This is a genomic window from Mesorhizobium sp. WSM4836, from assembly GCF_055811815.1.
Genome location: NZ_JBVVQF010000002.1, coordinates 123,677 through 139,376 on the forward strand (window position 1 = coordinate 123,677; position 15,700 = coordinate 139,376).

Here is a 15,700-nt window from a genome sequence, read left to right on the forward strand (position 1 = left end):
GGTGGCAGATTGCGGCCGAAACCATCGAACAGGGTGAATATGGTCTCCAAACGCCTCAGCCGCGAAGTCGGTCATCGCCGCAAGTTCCTGGCGATCATCGACGATACACCCGAATGCGAGCGCGCCGTCGCCTACGCCTCGAAGCGGGCGCAAAGCACGGGCGGCGTACTGGTGCTGCTCTATGTCATCGAGCCGGATGATTTCCAGCACTGGCTCGGCGTCGAGAAGATCATGCGCGAGGAGGCGAACGCCACGGCGCGCGCGGCACTCGACAGCTACGCCAACAAGGTGCGCCAGAAGCTCGGCATCGAGCCGGAGCTGGTGGTGCGCGAAGGCAAGCCGACCGAAGAGATCCACAAGCTGATCGAGGAAGACCAGGACATCGCCATCCTGGTGCTGGCGGCAGGCGCCGGCAAGGAAGGGCCTGGGCCGCTGGTCGGTGCGGTCGCCGGCAAGGGCGCCGCCTTTCCCATCCCGGTCACGGTGGTGCCGCAGAACCTGTCCGACGAAGAGATCGACAGCCTCGCCTGAGCGCGCCTCGCTCAAGGCCAAGGGTAAAACATTCCGCCTGCCGCCCTTACCGGCGATGTCTTTCGCTTGAATGTCGGGCAGATAAAGCCTAATTAGAATTATTCCAAACTAGCTGCCCGAAACGGGCACGGAGACGGCCATGTTCATCCAGACCGAGTCGACGCCAAACCCGGCGACGCTGAAATTCCTGCCCGGCAAGGAAGTGCTGCAAGAAGGCACCGCCGATTTCCGCGATGCCGACAGCGCCGCGACGGCTTCGCCGTTGGCCGGCCGGCTGTTCGAGATCCCCGGCGTCACCGGCGTCTTCTTCGGTTATGATTTCATCACCGTGACCAAGGACGGCCCCGACTGGCAGCATCTGAAGCCGGCAATCCTCGGCGCCATCATGGAGCATTTCATGTCCGGCGCCCCGGTGATGGCCAAGGCCGGCGCCGCCGCCGAGACCAGCCAGACCGGCGAATTCTACGACAAGGCCGACGAGGAGCTGGTCGTCACCATCAAGGAGCTGCTCGACACGCGGGTGCGCCCGGCCGTCGCCCAGGACGGCGGCGATATCACCTTCCGCGGCTTTGAGAACGGCACCGTGTTCCTGCACATGAAGGGCGCCTGCGCCGGCTGCCCGTCATCGACGGCGACGCTGAAGCACGGCATCCAGAACCTGCTCCGGCACTTTGTGCCGGAAGTGCAGCATGTCGAACAGGTCTCCTGACGCACCGTTCCATCGTCAACGTCGATAGACAACAAAAAACCGGGCCAAAGTGCCCGGTTTTCTGTTTGCGACGTCTGTGTTGTTGCCTAGACGGTCCGCGCATAAAGGTTTCTACAAGACAATGACCTTGGCGCCGACCGAGGTGCGGTCGTAGAGGTCGATAATGTCCTGGTTCATCAGCCGGATGCAGCCCGACGACATCGCCTTGCCGATTGAATTCCATTCCGGGCTGCCATGCAGGCGGTAGCCCATGTCGCCGCCCTTGTTGAACAGGTACATGGCGCGCGCGCCGAGCGGGTTCTTCAACCCCGGCTCCATGCCGGCGGCAAACTTGGCCAATTCCGGCTGCCGCTTGATCATCTGCGAAGGCGGCGTCCAGGTCGGCCATTCGCGCTTCAGCGCGATATGGGCGGTGCCGTGCCATTCGAAACCTTCACGGCCGACGCCGATGCCGTAGCGCATCGCCTCACCGTCGCCCATGACGAAATAGAGGAACTTGTTCTGCGTATCGACGATGATGGTGCCCGGCTTTTCCTTGGTGTCATAGTCGACGATCTGCCGGCGGTATTTGAACGGCACCTTTTCGATCGGGACGCGCGGCAAATGATAACCGGCATCGGTCACCGCGCCATAGTTGTTGGTAAAGACCTGCGAGCCGATGGTGCTGCAACCGGCGACAGCCGTCGACAGCGCCAGGGCCGCGACGATTGCAAGTGACTTTATGCGCATGAAAAGGTCCGATGCCCCGCCTAAACAACAGCGGCTCGAGTCGGCCGCTTTTTCATCTTCATTCATGCTGGCATTTGCTTTGCTTGCCAAGCGGCCGATGCCTATATCCTTGGGCTTGCGTGCTGGTAAACCTGCGACTATGACATTTCGGCAACAGCCCCCGCAGGATTATGCTGCAAAATCAATGGGCCAAGGACAAGTACCAGGAAGTGGAGGAAATCACCGTCAATGTCGGTGACGCTGCCCAGCGATCAAAAAGTTTAGGAACGCGCGCAGGTCTAGAGCAAGCGTTACCAGACTTCGACACTCCGCAAAGCGGGGGCGGCCGTCACGATCCCGGTGGGCGATACCGGATCGACTTCGCCCTCCCGAGAGCGTCCATCGTCTCTTCGACAGTTAGCAGCACGGTGGTCTCGTAAGAGCTGAGCGCGCCTCCCGCACCAATGGCAAGCATGACGGATGCCATCGACACATTGTCCGGCGCCTCCCACAGGTTCCAGCCATCGTGCTCTCCGAAGGCATACCAGAACCCGTGCAGCTTGCCGCCGACCGACTCGATGTAGGATCGGGCAGCCTCGCGTCTGTCCTCGGGATTATCCATCAAGCGCGCCCACGTTTCGGGCCTGTAGCTGAATCGCGTGAGATACATCGGCATGGTTCGTCTCCTCCCAGAGCTGCCCCACCAAGACAGTTAAGCGCCCCAATCCGGGAGAAGGCGAGTCGTTTCAGAGGCGTAGTACAGTTGACTTAGTTGCAGGACCGCTAATGGACCTGCTTCAATGTCTTTTTCAGGGGAGTAAGGTCCATGGCCGCATATCTCATTGCCGATGTCGACATAACCGACGCCGCGGTTTTCGAAGAATACCGCCGGGACGTGCCGGCAACCGAAGCCCGCTACGGGGGCAGGTACATCGCTCGTGGCGGAGCCACCAAAGTGCTGGAAGGCGACTGGGAACCTCATCGCCTCGTCATTGTCGAATTCCCCGACATGGCTTCCCTCATGGCATGGTACGACTCTCCGGAATACGGCCGCCTCAAAGCCATCCGCGAACGCTGCGCAAAGACGAGGATCATTGCTCTGGAGGGTGTGATGCCGGTTAGTTAGAGGGAGTTGTCAACCAGATAATCGCCCGAAAAAACCGGGTTCAAACCGTGAACAAAATCTGGCATGGTGCGGCCATGCCGATCATTTCACCTCTACCCCTCAACCCGCTCATCGACGGTCGCCAGTCGGAGCGCGCCATGCTGGTCAGGCGTGGCGTGCAGCGGCTGCTCAAGCAGATGGGCGCGCATGTCTTGCCCGAACTGTCGCTGGCGACCGGGCGCCGCGCCGACCTCGTGGCGCTGACCCGCCAGGGCGACGTCTGGATCATCGAGATCAAATCCTCGATCGAGGATTTCAGGGTCGACCGCAAATGGCCGGACTACCGGCTGCATTCCGACCGCTTCTTTTTCGCCACGCATCCCGGCGTACCCCAGGAAGTCTTTCCGCAAGAGTGCGGCTTCATTCTCTCCGACGGCTATGGTGCAGAGATTTTGCGCGATGCGCCCGAACACCGGATGGCGGCGGCGACGCGCAAGGCGCTGATGCTGAGGATCGCGCGCGCCGGTGCCGCGCGGCTGCTGGCGGCGGAACTTGCCGGTGTGTCGGTGCCGGCGCTGGAGGGTGAGAGCGAGTAGATTTTTGCACTCCGCGTAATTGTAGATCTGGCGCTGCCCCTCATCCGGCTGCCGCCACCTTCTCCCCGTAAGTGACGGGGAGAAGGGAGCGAACCGGCGGGAAGCTATTCCACGATGCGGTAGAGCTCCATCTCCTCGACCCAATTGGCGCGCGTCGATTGGCGAACCTGGCCGCCTCACTCGTCCCACGCCTGCACGACGGTCTGCCGCGCGATCAGGCCGTTCTTCAGCTCCAGCATCGCCGCGCAGAACACCTTGGTCCCGTCCGGATAGGCGCAGGCCTGGGTGAAGGCGAGATTGTTGCCGTCGGCGATGGTGGTGTCGACCTTGTGGGTCATCGCCCGGCTGCAGATGTCGTCCCAGAACGTGGTGATCGCAGCGCGCCCGCGGATTTCGCGCGGCTTGCTCGGCGGGTTGTTGCGGTCGATCACCCGCACCAATGCGTCGTCGGCATAGAAGCTCGCCAGCAATTTTCCATCACGGCCCTCGATCGCTTTCTTGATCGCAGCTCCGTCTATCGTCGCTGTCTTGGTCAGCATTTTACCCTCCATGGGCCCGTCTTCTCGATCGGGCGGTTTATTGATCAGGCGCTGCCCGGCGCTCGCCGCCGGGCAGTGGTTTCTTCACTGCGACTTCGCCTTGACGGCCGCGAACACCTCGTCGGACTGCGTCTTGAAGGTGGCGAGATCGACCTGGCTGCCGTTGAGCATCGTCGACCAGTGGCGCACGATCGCCGCCATCGCCACCGCCTCCTTGATCTCCTCGTCGCTGGCGCCATTCAGCTTGGCCGCCTGGGTGTGGAAATAGATGCAGTATTGGCAGGGGATCTGCGAGGCGACGGCGAGGCCCAGCAACTCCTTGGTCTTGCCGTCGAGCGCGGTGTTCGGGTTGAGCTGCACGCCCTTGATCTCGGCCCAGGCGCCGGCAACAGCGACGTCCGGCAGCGTCTTGAACATGTCAGGCACCGAGCCGAGCGTCGCCTGGATATCCTTGTAGGCAGCCGTCGCCGAGGCGTCCTCGGCCTTGGCAGGGACTATCGCCAACAGCGCGCCAACGCCTACCGCCAGCACCAGTGATTTGAGTGTCCAATTTGATTTCAGCATTTGATCCTCCGTTTGCAGCGCCATCTTTCGGCGGCACCCGCCTGGCCTGCATGGGGAAAACGATAGTACTTGCGTACGGTCGGCCGCTTCGCCCGAAAGCGCCATGGCTCCTATGGCCCGTGCGGGCCAGCGTGCCGGGCCGAGAACGCCGCCGCCGCTGCCCGCGAGGGCAGGTCCAGCTTGAGCAGAATATTGGCGACGTGACGCTTGACCGTGTGTTCGCTCAGCCCGAGTTCGGCGGCGATCGCGGCATTGCTCTTGCCATCGGCGATCAGGTTCACCACCTCGCTTTCGCGCGCCGTCAGTGCGGCTGGCTCGGCCGCCTTGGCCTTCGGCCGGCAGGCCGGCTCCAGATGCTGTTCCGAGGTCGCCTGCACCAGCGCCAGCGGCTCATCCAGCTCGTCAAATACGATGCGTCCGGCGTCGTTGAAATGAAGGCCTGAACCAGCGGCAAGTTCGGCGACCAGCCGCGATGCGATTATGTCGGCGCGCCCGGCATGCGCGGCGAGTTGCATCGTCACGCGCGCCGTCAATCCCGTCGGCGGTCCGCGCAACTCGACCTCGCCGACATGCACGCCCTGCGCGCTGGCGACGCCCATCTCCTGCGCCGCATCGCGCAGCGCCGCCGCGCAGCGTACGGCCCGCGCTGGGCCGTCGAAGCGCGCCATCATCAGCTCGCCATGCGTGCCGGCCGAGCGGCCGCCATGGCGCCCGACCAGCAGCCGCCACGTTTCCTGAAAACGCTGGCTGCGCTCGCTCCACATGCGGTCGCCAAGCCGGGCCGTGTCGTAGATCCGGGTGACCAGCAGTGCTGCCAGCACGCGCTCGGCCTCGGCGACCGCGCGCGCTCCGGTCAGGAATTCCTCGATCACATCGGCCACCCGGTCGACATCGCCGGTCCAGATCGGGTGGTCGCGCCCGGGCACCTCGACCAGCCGCGAATTCGAGATCTTCCTTGCCAGAAAGCGGCTGGCCTCCGGGTCCACGCGCGCATCGTTGCGGCGGTGGACCAGCAGCGTCGGTGCGCTGATCGCTTCCAGTACGCCGCGCACGTCGATTGCCGCATTCATGCGGGCCAGGGCGATTGCCGCCGTCGGGCTCGCCGACAGCCGCTCGAAGCGCGCCCACCACGTAGTGAAATGCGGATCCTCGACCCGGCCGGGCGCAAAATGCGGCAGGGTGGCGCCGGTGCCCCATGCGCTCTCCGCCGTCGCGATGAAGGCCTCAAGGCGTTCCGGCGGCATCACCCATTTGTGGAAATGCGCATAGCCGCCATAAAGCGCCAGCGCCCGCGTCCGCTCCGGGTAGGTGGCGGCAAACAGCATTGCCATCGGCGCGCCTTCCGAAGCGCCGAGCAAGGCGGCGCGGCCGCTGCCGGCCGCATCCATTACCGCGCGCACATCGTCCATGCGGGTTTCGAGGCTGGGCAGGTGGTGGGTGTCGACGCGGTCGGACAGACCGGTGCCGCGCTTGTCGAACAGGATCAGCCGAGAGAACGTCGAAAGCCGCTTCAACAGCCGGCTGTAGCCTTCGTCTTCCCAGTGCAGGTCGAGATTGGAAATGAAGCCGGGCACGAAGACGAGATCGATCGATCCCTGGCCGACCACCTGATAGGCGATCCGCACGTCGCCACTGAGCGCGTATCGAGTTTCGATCGGCCTCACGAGGTTGTCCGCCCGACCCGACGATTTCTTGTCGCCGGATCATAGCAGAGGCGCGCAGCTTGCGGCAGATGGAACTTTAGAGAGAGTGAATGTGGGCCCGCGGCGACTACTTCTGTGACGCGGCGGTCTCGATGTTCGCGCCGCCGACGCTAAAACCTGCGCCCTCGGGCGCGCCCGGACGCTTGATGTGTGGCGCGGCCGCGACAACAAGCTCGTTGAAGCCTTCACCGCCGCTGTCAAGCATCTCGAACAATTGCCGGCGCATCCTCGGTTCCCAGAACTTGTTGATGTGCTCGGCGACGCCGGCAATGCCTTGCTCGCGCGGCTTGGAGTGGAAAAAGGCGGCGATCTGGTTGGCCATGCGAACCAGCTTTTCGCTGGTGCTCATGAGGTGGTCTTCGTCATGCGACATGCTTGGCAACTCCGGAAACCACACGGTCGGGATGGGTGAAAATATCGAAATCGTCGCCGCGCACCAGCGCCACCAGCGTCATGCCGGCATCGTCCGCGGTGCGGATGGCAAGTGCGGTCGGCGCCGAGACGGCGATGATGACGGCAGCACCGATTGCCGCGGTCTTCTGCACCATCTCGACCGAAACGCGCGACGTGACGACGACCGCACCGCCGGCGCCGTCGATACCGGCCCTGGCCAGCGCGCCGGCCAACTTGTCCAGCGCATTGTGGCGGCCGACATCCTCGCGCGCCATGACGATGCCCTTGCCGGGAAGGTAAAAACCGGCGGCGTGGACGGCACCGGTTTCGGCGTGCAGCGGCTGCAGCTTCGACAAAAGCTTGACCGAGCGGACGATATCGTCGGCTTGAAGTGTAAGCTGCGGCGCACCGACCGGGTTTACCGAGCGCATCGCCTCTTCGATGGATTCGATGCCGCACAGCCCGCAGCCGACTGGCCCGGCCAGCCTGCGCCGCCGCGCTTCGAAGCGGGTGTTGGCGCTGTCCTTCAGCCGGATCTGGATATCGATGCCGGCACCGTGATCCTCGACCTCGATCGCTTCGATTTCGTCCGGCGAGGCAATGATGCCTTCGGTCAGCGAGAAGCCGAGCGCGAAATCCTCGAAATCGGCCGGGCTTGCCATCATCACCGCATGCGTGGTGCCGGCAAAGGAGAACGCCACCGGCGTCTCTTCCGGCACCATCCGATTGGCGGCCGCGGTGCCGCCGGCGCGGCGCGCCAGCCGCGAGATTTGCGCAATGGCTTTGCGGCGCGCGGTCAAGGACTACTCCGCCGCTTCCAGCTTCGCGATGCGGCGGCTTTGCTTCGCCTGCTCGTCATAGTCGCGCTGCCACTCCGACGGGCCGTTGGACGCGCCCACCTGCACCGCGGTCACCTTGTATTCCGGGCAGTTGGTCGCCCAGTCGGAGAAATCGGTGGTGATGACGTTGGCCTGGGTGTCGGGATGGTGGAACGTCGTATAGACGACGCCCGGCGACACCCGGTCGGTGATCAGCGCGCGCAGCGTCGTCTCGCCGGAGCGGCTGGTCAGCCGCACCCAGTCGCCGTCGCGCAGGCCGCGATTTTCGGCATCGTGCGGATGGATCTCCAGCCGGTCCTCGCTATGCCACACGACGTTGTCGGTGCGCCGGGTCTGCGCGCCGACATTGTACTGCGACAGGATGCGGCCGGTGGTCAGCAGCAGCGGGAAGCGCGGTCCGGTCCTCTCGTCGGTCGCCACGTATTCGGTGCGGATGAACTTGCCCTTGCCGCGCACGAAGCCGCCGATATGCATGATCGGCGTGCCTTCCGGCGACTTCTCGTTGCAGGGCCACTGCACCGAGCCCACCCGGTCGAGAAGGTCGAAAGAAACGCCGGCGAAACTCGGTGTTGTCCTGGCGATCTCGTCCATGATCTCAGACGGATGCGTGTAGTTCCAGCCGAGGCCGAGCGCCTTGGCGAGCTCCTGCGTCGCTTCCCAGTCGGCATAGCCGCATTTCGGCTCCATCACCTTGCGCACCATGTTGATGCGGCGCTCGGCATTGGTGAAGGTGCCGTCCTTCTCGAGGAAGGTCGAGCCGGGCAGGAAGACATGCGCGTAGTTGGCCGTTTCGTTGAGGAAGAGGTCGTGCACGACGACGCACTCCATCGCCGCGAGACCGGCGGCGACATGCTTGGTGTCGGGGTCCGACTGCAGGATGTCCTCGCCCTGTACATAGAGCCCCTTGAACGAGCCGTCGACGGCCGCATCCAGCATATTGGGGATGCGCAGGCCGGGCTCGTCGTCGAGCTTGACGCCCCACAGGCTCTCATAGATGGCGCGCACGGCGTCGCCTGAAATGTGGCGATAGCCGGGAAGCTCGTGCGGGAACGAGCCCATGTCGCAGGAGCCCTGCACATTGTTCTGGCCGCGCAGCGGGTTCACGCCCACGCCTGGCCGGCCGATATTGCCGGTCGCCATGGCGAGGTTGGCAATGGCGATGACGGTGGTCGAGCCCTGGCTGTGCTCGGTCACGCCGAGGCCGTAATAGATCGCGCCGTTGCCGCCGCGGGCGTAGAGCCGCGCCGCGCCGCGTATGTCGTCGGGATCGACATTGGCAAGCTGGCCAACGACCTCCGGGCTGTTTTCCGGCAGCGCCACGAACGATGCCCAATCCTGGAACTCGTCCCAGTCGCAGCGCTCGCGGATGAAGGCCTCGTCGAACAGGCCCTCGGTGACGATAACATGGGCAAGCGCGGTCAGCATGGCGACGTTGGTGCCCGGCTTCAGCGGCAGATGGAATTGCGCCTCGACATGGGCCGAGCGCACGATATCGGTGCGGCGCGGATCGAGCACGATCAGCTTGGCGCCCTGGCGCATGCGCTTTTTCATGCGCGAGGCGAACACCGGATGCGCATCGGTCGGATTGGCGCCGATCAGCAGGATGACGTCCGTCTGCTCGATCGAATCGAAATCCTGCGTGCCGGCGGAGGTGCCGAAGGTCTGGCCGAGGCCGTAGCCGGTCGGCGAATGGCAGACGCGGGCGCAGGTGTCGACATTGTTGTTGCGGAAGCCTTGCCGGACAAGCTTCTGGACGAGGTAGGTTTCCTCGTTGGTGCAGCGCGAGGAGGTAATGCCGCCGATCGACGTGCGGCCGTACTGGTACTGGATGCGGCGGAATTCGTTCGCCGTATGGGTGAGCGCCTCTTCCCACGACACTTCGCGCCACGGATCGCTGACCCGCTCGCGGATCATCGGCTTCAGGATACGGTCCTTGTGCGTCGCGTAGCCATAGGCGAAGCGGCCCTTGACGCAGGAGTGGCCGTGGTTGGCCTTGCCTGCCTTGTAGGGCATCATGCGGATGACCTCGTCGCCTTTGACCTCGGCTTTGAACGAGCAGCCGACGCCGCAATAAGCGCAGGTGGTGACGGTCGAGCGCTCAGGCAGGCCTTTCGCCAGCACGGTCTTTTCCCTCAGCGCATCGGTCGGGCAGGCCTGCACACAGGCCCCGCACGACACGCATTCGGAATCGACGAACGCCTCGTGCATGCCGGCCGAGACCCTGGATTCGAAGCCGCGCCCCTCGATGGTCAGCGCGAACGTGCCCTGCACCTCCTCGCAGGCGCGCACGCAGCGCGAGCAGACGATGCACTGTGCCGGATCATAGGTGAAATAGGGGTTCGATTCATCGCGCGCGATATAGTCGATGGTCAGCGAGCCATGGCCGGGCGCCACGCCGTTTTCCTGCTTCACGTGGTTGCGGCCGTCCACGCCATAGCGGTTCTCGGTCAGGCCGACGGTCCTGGCGACCTTGTCGAACTCGCTGGCGCCGGTGCCGGCCTTCTCGCCCCACGCCGCAGGATGGTCGGAGACATAGAGTTCCATCACGCCGCGGCGGATGGCGTTCAGCCGGTCGGTCTGCGTATGCACGACCATGCCTTCGCCGACCGGCGTCGTGCACGAGGCCGGCGTGCCGCCGCGACCGTCGATCTCGACGAGGCAGACCCGGCAGGAGCCGAACGAGTCCAGCATGTCGGTGGCGCAGAGTTTCGGGATTTCGACGCCGGCTTCCATCGAAGCGCGCATGATCGAGGTACCCGCCGGCACCGTCACCGACTTGCCGTCGACGGTCAGCGTCACCTTTTGTTCCGCTTCCGAGGCGGGCGTGCCGTAGTCGATTTCCTGGACCAGCGATTTGATATCGAATGCCGCGTTCATGCCTGTCAGCTCCTATTCCGCTGCTTCGGCGACCGGCGTCGGCCGAAAGTCGTCCGGGAAATGGTTGAGTGCACTCATCACTGGATATGGGGTGAAGCCGCCGAGAGCACAAAGCGAGCCGAACTTCATCGTGTTGCAAAGGTCGGTAACCAGCGCGATCTGTTTTTCCGGTTCGACGTTCTGGGCGAGCCGGTCCAGCACCTCGACGCCGCGCGTCGAGCCGATGCGGCACGGCGTGCACTTGCCGCAGCTTTCGATAGCGCAGAATTCCATGGCGAAGCGCGCCTGCTTCAGCATGTCGGCGCTGTCGTCGAAAACGACGATGCCGGCATGGCCGATAAGCCCGTCCTTGGCGGCAAACGCCTCGTAGTCGAACGGCGTGTCGAACAAGGCACGCGGGAAATAGGCGCCGAGCGGGCCACCCACCTGCACCGCCTTGACCGGACGCCCGGTCGCCGTGCCGCCGCCGATATCGTCGACGATCTCACCCAGCGTCATGCCGAACGCGGCCTCGTAGAGACCGGGATACTTGACGTTGCCGGCAATCTGGATCGGGATGGTGCCGCGCGAACGGCCCGTGCCGAAATCCTTGTAGAAGGCGGCGCCCTTGTCCATGATCACCGGCACCGAGGCCAGCGAGATGACGTTGTTGATCACCGTCGGCTTGCCGAACAGGCCCTTATGCGCCGGCAGCGGCGGCTTGGCCCGCACCTGTCCGCGCTTGCCTTCGAGGCTGTCGAGCAGCGCGGTTTCCTCGCCGCAGACATAGGCGCCGGCGCCGACGCGGACTTCCATGTCGAATGAATTGGCCGAGCCGAGCACGTTGACGCCGAGTACGCCGGCCTTGCGGGCGATCTCGACGGCCTTCTGCATCACCGCCACCGCATGCGGATATTCGGAGCGGATATAGATGAAGCCCTTGGTCGCGCCGGTGGCGATGCCGGCGATCGTCATGCCTTCGATCAGCACGAAGGGGTCGCCTTCCATGATCATGCGGTCGGCGAACGTGCCGGAATCGCCTTCATCGGCATTGCAGACGATGTATTTGCGGTCGGCCGACGTATCGAGCACCGTCTTCCATTTGATGCCGGTCGGGAAGCCGGCGCCGCCACGACCGCGCAGCCCGGACTCGGTCACTTGGCTGACGATGTCCGCCGGCGTCATCGCCACTGCATTCTGCAGGCCCTTGAGCCCGCCATGCGCCTTGTAGTGATCGAGCGACAGCGGATCGGTGACGCCGCAGCGCGCAAACGTCAGCCGCGTCTGTCCGGCCAGGAACGGGATCTTGTCCGGCGCACCCAGCCAGCGCTTGTGGTGGCCGCCGGTAAAAAAGCCGCAGTCGAACAGGCTTTTGACGTCGGATGGCTTCACCGGCCCATAGGCGACGCGGCCATTAGCTGTTGCCACTTCGACCATCGGCTCGAGGAAATAGGCGCCGCGCGAGCCGTTGCGCACGATCTTGGCATCGATGCCGCGCTCGGCCAATTCCGCCCGAACCGCCTTGGCGACCTTTTCCGCACCCAGCGCCAGCGCGCCGGAATCGCCGGGAATATAGATACGCGGGATCATGAGCGCACCTCGGCAACGATTTCATTGAGCTTTTCGTCGTCGAGCCGACCGATCACCTCACCGTCCAGCATCGCCGACGGCGAGCAGGCGCAAAGGCCAAGGCAATAGACCGGCTCCAGCGTCACCGAACCGTCGCGGGTTGTCTCGTGGAAGCCGATGCCCAGCAATGATTTGAGCTTGGCGGCGATCGCATCCGAACCCATCGACTGGCAGGCTTCCGCCTGGCAGAGCCTCAGCACATGGCGGCCGGCCGGCTGGCTGCGGTAATCGTGATAAAAGGTGACGACGCCATGCACCTCGGCCCTGGAGATGTTCAGCGCCTCGGCGATGACCGGCAGCGCGTCCTGCGGTACATAGCCGAACTCTTCCTGTATGCCGTGCAGGATCGGCAACATCGGGCCTTCGAGGCCATTCAGCTCGTGGATGATCGCCGCCGTGCGCGATGCGATCTCGGTACTTGCAGGCTGCATCGTCATGCAGCGCCCTCCCTGGTCGTGGCGGTGTTCCGCTAAGTGCTTAGGAAATCAGAGGAAACCCGCTGAATCAATAAAGCCGATCCGTTGCTCAATAGAAATTTTCTATCGAGCGCCTTCACCAGCATTGTCTAGCCTAGCGACGGGCGCGGAAATCGTCCGCCAGCGCCATTGCCTCGTCCAACAGCGCCGAGACCAGCGGCGTGTGCGGTTCGCGCGGCGCCGCCACCAGCCCGACGGTGTGGCTGGCATCGGGCTCGACGATCGGGATAGCCCGGATCGGCTCGGAAAAGCCGAACGTTTCCGCAAGGTTAAGCGGCATGATCGACGACCATTTGCCGGTCCGGATATGCGAGAACAGCACGATCATCGAGTTGGATTCCAATGTCGGCCGCACCTGCACGCCGGCTTCGGCCAGATGCTGGTCGATGATGCGGCGGTTCTGCATGTCCGGCGTCAGCAGGCAGAGCGGCAGCTGGCTGAGTTCCGCCCATGTCACTTTGTCGCGGTCGAAATAGGGGTTCCCGACGGCTGTGATCAGCTGGTAGCGCTCGTCGTAGAGCGGCACGCTGGTGACGCGTCCGAGCGGCTCGTTGTCGAGATAGGTGACGCCGGCATCGATGTCGAAATTGCCGAGGAGCGACAGCACCTCGATCGAGGTCCGCGACAACACCGAGAAGGTGACGCCGGGATGCTTTGCCCGAAATGGCGTCGTCAATCGCGCCACCATGGCGAGCGCCGTCGGGATGGCGGCGATGCGGATGCGCCCTGACAGGCCGTGGCGTGCCGCCCGCATCTCCTCGCGCATGGTCCTGCTATCGCCAACGATACGGCGCGCCCACACCAGCACCTGCTTGCCTTCCGGCGTCAGCCCCTGGAAGCGCGAGCCACGCAGCACCAGCATCACGCCGAGCTGGCCCTCCAGCTGCTTGATGCCGGCCGAAAGCGTCGGCTGGGTGACGCCGCACACCTCGGCCGCCCGGCCGAAATGTTCTTCCCTGGCAAGTGCTATGAAGAATTCCAGCTTGTCGATCATGGACGGACGCTACCCGGCGCGTCGACCTTACGCCAGATGCTTGCTGCTGGCAGTCACGTCCTATCGCACTGCGCGGCAGACGGTGCGTGAACGCCGTATCTACCTGTCCACAAGGTTCAGGATGTTGCCGTCCGGATCCTTGAACCATGCGACCTTCATGCCCTGACCGACATGAACGTCACCCTCCAGCATCAGGCCGGGCATGTCGTAATGCTCGAAGGTCACGCCCTTCGATTTCAACGCCTCAACGATCTTGCCGAGCTCGTCGCCGACCGTCCAGGTCACAGCTGTCGCCTTGTTGGTCCCAGCGAAGGTCGAACGGTACACATTGATGCTGGTATCGCCGCTTTTATAGACGATCAGTTCGCCACCCTCGTTGTGCACCTCTTTGAGGCCGAGAACCCCTTCGTAGAAAGCCCTGGCCTTGGCCAGGTCCTTCACAGCGACATTGGCCGTTGCGTTGCTGTTTGCGAGCATGATTCGTCTCCTTCCCTGGCGGTCATTCGATGCTCATTGAAATAGGCTGCGTTGACGATTTGGCGACGGCTACTCCTACTGGAAATCCTGTCGTATGGTCGCCGCCTCCCCGATGCGCCGCTGCAACTGTTGGTCCATCGCTTGGTTCTGTTCCGGAACTGCATTATCTGGAGCGGAAAAGTAGAGGAAAAAACTCATGCCCGCCGCCCATCTAAACGTGACCAAGGAAATCGTTATCGAGCGCCTGAAGACGGTCAATGGGCCGGATTTCACCGGCAATATCGTCGACCTCGACATGGTTTCCGAGATTTTCATCGCCGATGCCAAGGTGTTCTTCTCGATCACCGTTCCCGCAGCGCGCGCCCAGGAGATGGAGCCGCTGCGTGCGGCGGCCGAACGTGTGGTCAAGGCGATCCCCGGTGTCGCCGGCGCCGTGGTCGCACTGACGGCAGAAAAGAAGGGCGGCGGGATGGAGGCGCCGGTTCCGCAAAGACCGGCTCAGAGGCCCGCTCCGCCGGCCGCACCTGCACGTCCCGCGCCGCAGGCGCCCGCCTCGCACAGCCAAGGCAAGCGCGGCGTGCCCGGCATCGAGGCGATCATCGCCGTCGCTTCCGGCAAGGGCGGCGTCGGCAAGTCGACCACCGCCGTCAATATTGCCCTTGGGCTTGCCGCCAACGGGCTGCGGGTCGGCGTGCTCGATGCCGATATTTATGGCCCCTCCATGCCGCGTCTGCTCAACATTCGTGGCCGGCCGCAGACCGTCGACGGCAAGATCCTGAAGCCGATGCAGAATTATGGCCTCAAGGTCATGTCGATGGGCTTCCTCGTCGATGAGGAGACGCCGATGATCTGGCGCGGGCCGATGGTGATGTCGGCATTGACGCAGATGCTGCGCGAAGTGGAATGGGGACCACTCGATGTGCTTGTCGTCGACATGCCCCCCGGCACCGGCGACGCCCAGCTGACCATGGCCCAACAGGTGCCGCTGGCCGGCGCCGTCATCGTCTCGACGCCACAGGACCTGGCCCTGATCGATGCGCGCAAAGGCCTCAACATGTTCAGAAAGGTCGACGTGCCGCTATTGGGCATTGTCGAAAACATGAGCTATTTTCTCGCCCCCGATACGGGAAAACGCTACGACATCTTCGGCCACGGCGGCGCGCGCCGCGAGGCCGAGCGTCTCGGCGTCGCCTTCCTTGGTGAAGTGCCGCTCGAGATGGGCATCCGCGAAAGCTCGGATGCCGGCACGCCGGTGGTGGTCTCGAAACCCGATGGCGCCGAGGCGAAAATCTATCGCGACATCGCCGCTAAGGTCTGGGACCGCGTCAATGAAGAGCGTGGCGCGGCCGAGGCTGCAGTGCCGAGCATCGTATTCGAGTGATGCGGATGTCCCTCCCCAATTTGGCCCCTTGAGGGGAGGGTGGCCCGAAGGGCCGGGTGGGGTCCGCGGCGACACGCTCCAACTTTTCCGGGATAGCGGGCTGATAAGCCACGATCCCGTCTAGCGCGGAGGCAGATGTGTGTCTATCGCACCAAAGTGCGGATTCGGACGGCGCGTGCCCCTTGCCTGCTTGCGCGCGT

18 protein-coding genes are annotated in these 15,700 nt (G+C 64.0%); 5 read left to right on the forward strand and 13 right to left on the reverse strand.

Going from position 1 to position 15,700, the window contains the following annotated elements:
- Positions 1-39: 39 nt before the first annotated feature.
- Together AC0L2P_RS02825 and AC0L2P_RS02830 are read left to right on the forward strand one after the other, a co-directional pair.
- Positions 40-531 (forward strand): universal stress protein, encoded by a 492-nt coding sequence (locus AC0L2P_RS02825; protein ID WP_352681359.1) that lies wholly within the window; start codon positions 40-42, stop codon positions 529-531.
- Between the two features lie 139 nt (positions 532-670).
- On the forward strand, positions 671-1,240 hold the full coding sequence (locus AC0L2P_RS02830; RefSeq protein ID WP_473499746.1) for a NifU family protein: 570 nt from the start codon (positions 671-673) through the stop codon (positions 1,238-1,240).
- Between the two features lie 111 nt (positions 1,241-1,351).
- Here the strand turns inward: AC0L2P_RS02830 and AC0L2P_RS02835 are convergent, their stop codons facing one another.
- Positions 1,352-1,969 (reverse strand): L,D-transpeptidase, encoded by a 618-nt coding sequence (locus AC0L2P_RS02835; protein ID WP_473499747.1) that lies wholly within the window; start codon positions 1,967-1,969, stop codon positions 1,352-1,354.
- A 328-nt stretch (positions 1,970-2,297) separates the two neighbouring features.
- Positions 2,298-2,624: a GYD domain-containing protein gene (locus AC0L2P_RS02840; RefSeq protein ID WP_473499748.1), complete on the reverse strand. Its 327-nt coding sequence runs from the start codon at positions 2,622-2,624 to the stop codon at positions 2,298-2,300.
- 150 nt (positions 2,625-2,774) lie between these two features.
- Between AC0L2P_RS02840 and AC0L2P_RS02845 the strand changes: the two genes are divergently transcribed.
- Together AC0L2P_RS02845 and AC0L2P_RS02850 are read left to right on the forward strand one after the other, a co-directional pair.
- A complete protein-coding gene (locus tag AC0L2P_RS02845) occupies positions 2,775-3,074 on the forward strand; it encodes a DUF1330 domain-containing protein (RefSeq protein ID WP_473499749.1) in 300 nt (99 codons plus the stop codon).
- A 74-nt stretch (positions 3,075-3,148) separates the two neighbouring features.
- The gene (locus AC0L2P_RS02850) at positions 3,149-3,649 is read left to right on the forward strand and encodes an MmcB family DNA repair protein (protein ID WP_473499968.1); all 501 of its coding nucleotides are present in this window, start codon (positions 3,149-3,151) and stop codon (positions 3,647-3,649) included.
- A gap of 176 nt (positions 3,650-3,825) precedes the next feature.
- On the opposite strand, the gene AC0L2P_RS02855 is transcribed toward AC0L2P_RS02850, so the two are convergent.
- From AC0L2P_RS02855 to AC0L2P_RS02905, 11 genes are all read right to left on the reverse strand, one after another.
- Positions 3,826-4,188: a nuclear transport factor 2 family protein gene (locus tag AC0L2P_RS02855; protein WP_473499750.1), complete on the reverse strand. Its 363-nt coding sequence runs from the start codon at positions 4,186-4,188 to the stop codon at positions 3,826-3,828.
- An 84-nt stretch (positions 4,189-4,272) separates the two neighbouring features.
- Complete coding sequence (locus AC0L2P_RS02860) at positions 4,273-4,752, reverse strand: carboxymuconolactone decarboxylase family protein (RefSeq protein WP_473499751.1); 480 nt, start codon at positions 4,750-4,752, stop codon at positions 4,273-4,275.
- Positions 4,753-4,862: 110 nt separating this feature from the next.
- Positions 4,863-6,416: an alpha/beta fold hydrolase gene (locus AC0L2P_RS02865; RefSeq protein WP_473499752.1), complete on the reverse strand. Its 1,554-nt coding sequence runs from the start codon at positions 6,414-6,416 to the stop codon at positions 4,863-4,865.
- A gap of 106 nt (positions 6,417-6,522) precedes the next feature.
- A complete protein-coding gene (locus AC0L2P_RS02870; protein WP_473499753.1) occupies positions 6,523-6,828 on the reverse strand; it encodes a formate dehydrogenase subunit delta in 306 nt (101 codons plus the stop codon).
- Positions 6,818-7,648, reverse strand: coding sequence for a formate dehydrogenase accessory sulfurtransferase FdhD (gene fdhD / locus AC0L2P_RS02875; protein ID WP_473499754.1), 831 nt, complete (start codon positions 7,646-7,648; stop codon positions 6,818-6,820). Before fdhD ends, AC0L2P_RS02870 begins: the two co-directional genes overlap by 11 nt.
- A 3-nt stretch (positions 7,649-7,651) precedes the next feature.
- Entirely contained in the window at positions 7,652-10,564 is a 2,913-nt protein-coding gene (fdhF, locus tag AC0L2P_RS02880; RefSeq protein ID WP_473499755.1) for a formate dehydrogenase subunit alpha, read from the reverse strand.
- A 12-nt stretch (positions 10,565-10,576) separates the two neighbouring features.
- Complete coding sequence (locus AC0L2P_RS02885; protein WP_473499756.1) at positions 10,577-12,133, reverse strand: formate dehydrogenase beta subunit; 1,557 nt, start codon at positions 12,131-12,133, stop codon at positions 10,577-10,579.
- Complete coding sequence (locus tag AC0L2P_RS02890; RefSeq protein WP_473499757.1) at positions 12,130-12,609, reverse strand: formate dehydrogenase subunit gamma; 480 nt, start codon at positions 12,607-12,609, stop codon at positions 12,130-12,132. The genes AC0L2P_RS02885 and AC0L2P_RS02890 overlap by 4 nt, the downstream gene beginning before the upstream one ends.
- A 133-nt stretch (positions 12,610-12,742) precedes the next feature.
- Positions 12,743-13,642, reverse strand: coding sequence for a LysR family transcriptional regulator (locus AC0L2P_RS02895; protein WP_473499758.1), 900 nt, complete (start codon positions 13,640-13,642; stop codon positions 12,743-12,745).
- A gap of 99 nt (positions 13,643-13,741) precedes the next feature.
- On the reverse strand, positions 13,742-14,119 hold the full coding sequence (locus tag AC0L2P_RS02900) for a VOC family protein (RefSeq protein ID WP_473499759.1): 378 nt from the start codon (positions 14,117-14,119) through the stop codon (positions 13,742-13,744).
- A gap of 75 nt (positions 14,120-14,194) precedes the next feature.
- Positions 14,195-14,317, reverse strand: a complete 123-nt coding sequence (locus AC0L2P_RS02905; protein WP_473499760.1) for a hypothetical protein — start codon at positions 14,315-14,317, stop codon at positions 14,195-14,197.
- Here AC0L2P_RS02905 and AC0L2P_RS02910 point away from each other — a divergent pair.
- A complete protein-coding gene (locus AC0L2P_RS02910) occupies positions 14,316-15,500 on the forward strand; it encodes an Mrp/NBP35 family ATP-binding protein (protein WP_473499761.1) in 1,185 nt (394 codons plus the stop codon). The two genes, AC0L2P_RS02905 and AC0L2P_RS02910, sit on opposite strands and share 2 nt — an antisense overlap.
- The last annotated feature ends 200 nt before the right edge of the window (positions 15,501-15,700 follow it).

What these genes read in the sequence shown, in the direction of transcription:
- AC0L2P_RS02890 (WP_473499757.1), bottom strand. Translation starts at nt 12,609, where the DNA reads ATGACGATGCAGCCTGCAAGTACCGAGATCGCATCGCGCACGGCGGCG.
- AC0L2P_RS02885 (WP_473499756.1), bottom strand. Translation starts at nt 12,133, where the DNA reads ATGATCCCGCGTATCTATATTCCCGGCGATTCCGGCGCGCTGGCGCTG.
- AC0L2P_RS02830 (WP_473499746.1), top strand. Translation starts at nt 671, where the DNA reads ATGTTCATCCAGACCGAGTCGACGCCAAACCCGGCGACGCTGAAATTC.
- AC0L2P_RS02895 (WP_473499758.1), bottom strand. Translation starts at nt 13,642, where the DNA reads ATGATCGACAAGCTGGAATTCTTCATAGCACTTGCCAGGGAAGAACAT.
- AC0L2P_RS02835 (WP_473499747.1), bottom strand. Translation starts at nt 1,969, where the DNA reads ATGCGCATAAAGTCACTTGCAATCGTCGCGGCCCTGGCGCTGTCGACG.
- AC0L2P_RS02840 (WP_473499748.1), bottom strand. Translation starts at nt 2,624, where the DNA reads ATGCCGATGTATCTCACGCGATTCAGCTACAGGCCCGAAACGTGGGCG.
- AC0L2P_RS02870 (WP_473499753.1), bottom strand. Translation starts at nt 6,828, where the DNA reads ATGTCGCATGACGAAGACCACCTCATGAGCACCAGCGAAAAGCTGGTT.
- AC0L2P_RS02900 (WP_473499759.1), bottom strand. Translation starts at nt 14,119, where the DNA reads ATGCTCGCAAACAGCAACGCAACGGCCAATGTCGCTGTGAAGGACCTG.
- AC0L2P_RS02910 (WP_473499761.1), top strand. Translation starts at nt 14,316, where the DNA reads ATGCCCGCCGCCCATCTAAACGTGACCAAGGAAATCGTTATCGAGCGC.
- AC0L2P_RS02905 (WP_473499760.1), bottom strand. Translation starts at nt 14,317, where the DNA reads ATGAGTTTTTTCCTCTACTTTTCCGCTCCAGATAATGCAGTTCCGGAA.
- AC0L2P_RS02855 (WP_473499750.1), bottom strand. Translation starts at nt 4,188, where the DNA reads ATGCTGACCAAGACAGCGACGATAGACGGAGCTGCGATCAAGAAAGCG.
- AC0L2P_RS02860 (WP_473499751.1), bottom strand. Translation starts at nt 4,752, where the DNA reads ATGCTGAAATCAAATTGGACACTCAAATCACTGGTGCTGGCGGTAGGC.
- AC0L2P_RS02845 (WP_473499749.1), top strand. Translation starts at nt 2,775, where the DNA reads ATGGCCGCATATCTCATTGCCGATGTCGACATAACCGACGCCGCGGTT.
- fdhF (WP_473499755.1), bottom strand. Translation starts at nt 10,564, where the DNA reads ATGAACGCGGCATTCGATATCAAATCGCTGGTCCAGGAAATCGACTAC.
- AC0L2P_RS02825 (WP_352681359.1), top strand. Translation starts at nt 40, where the DNA reads ATGGTCTCCAAACGCCTCAGCCGCGAAGTCGGTCATCGCCGCAAGTTC.
- AC0L2P_RS02850 (WP_473499968.1), top strand. Translation starts at nt 3,149, where the DNA reads ATGCCGATCATTTCACCTCTACCCCTCAACCCGCTCATCGACGGTCGC.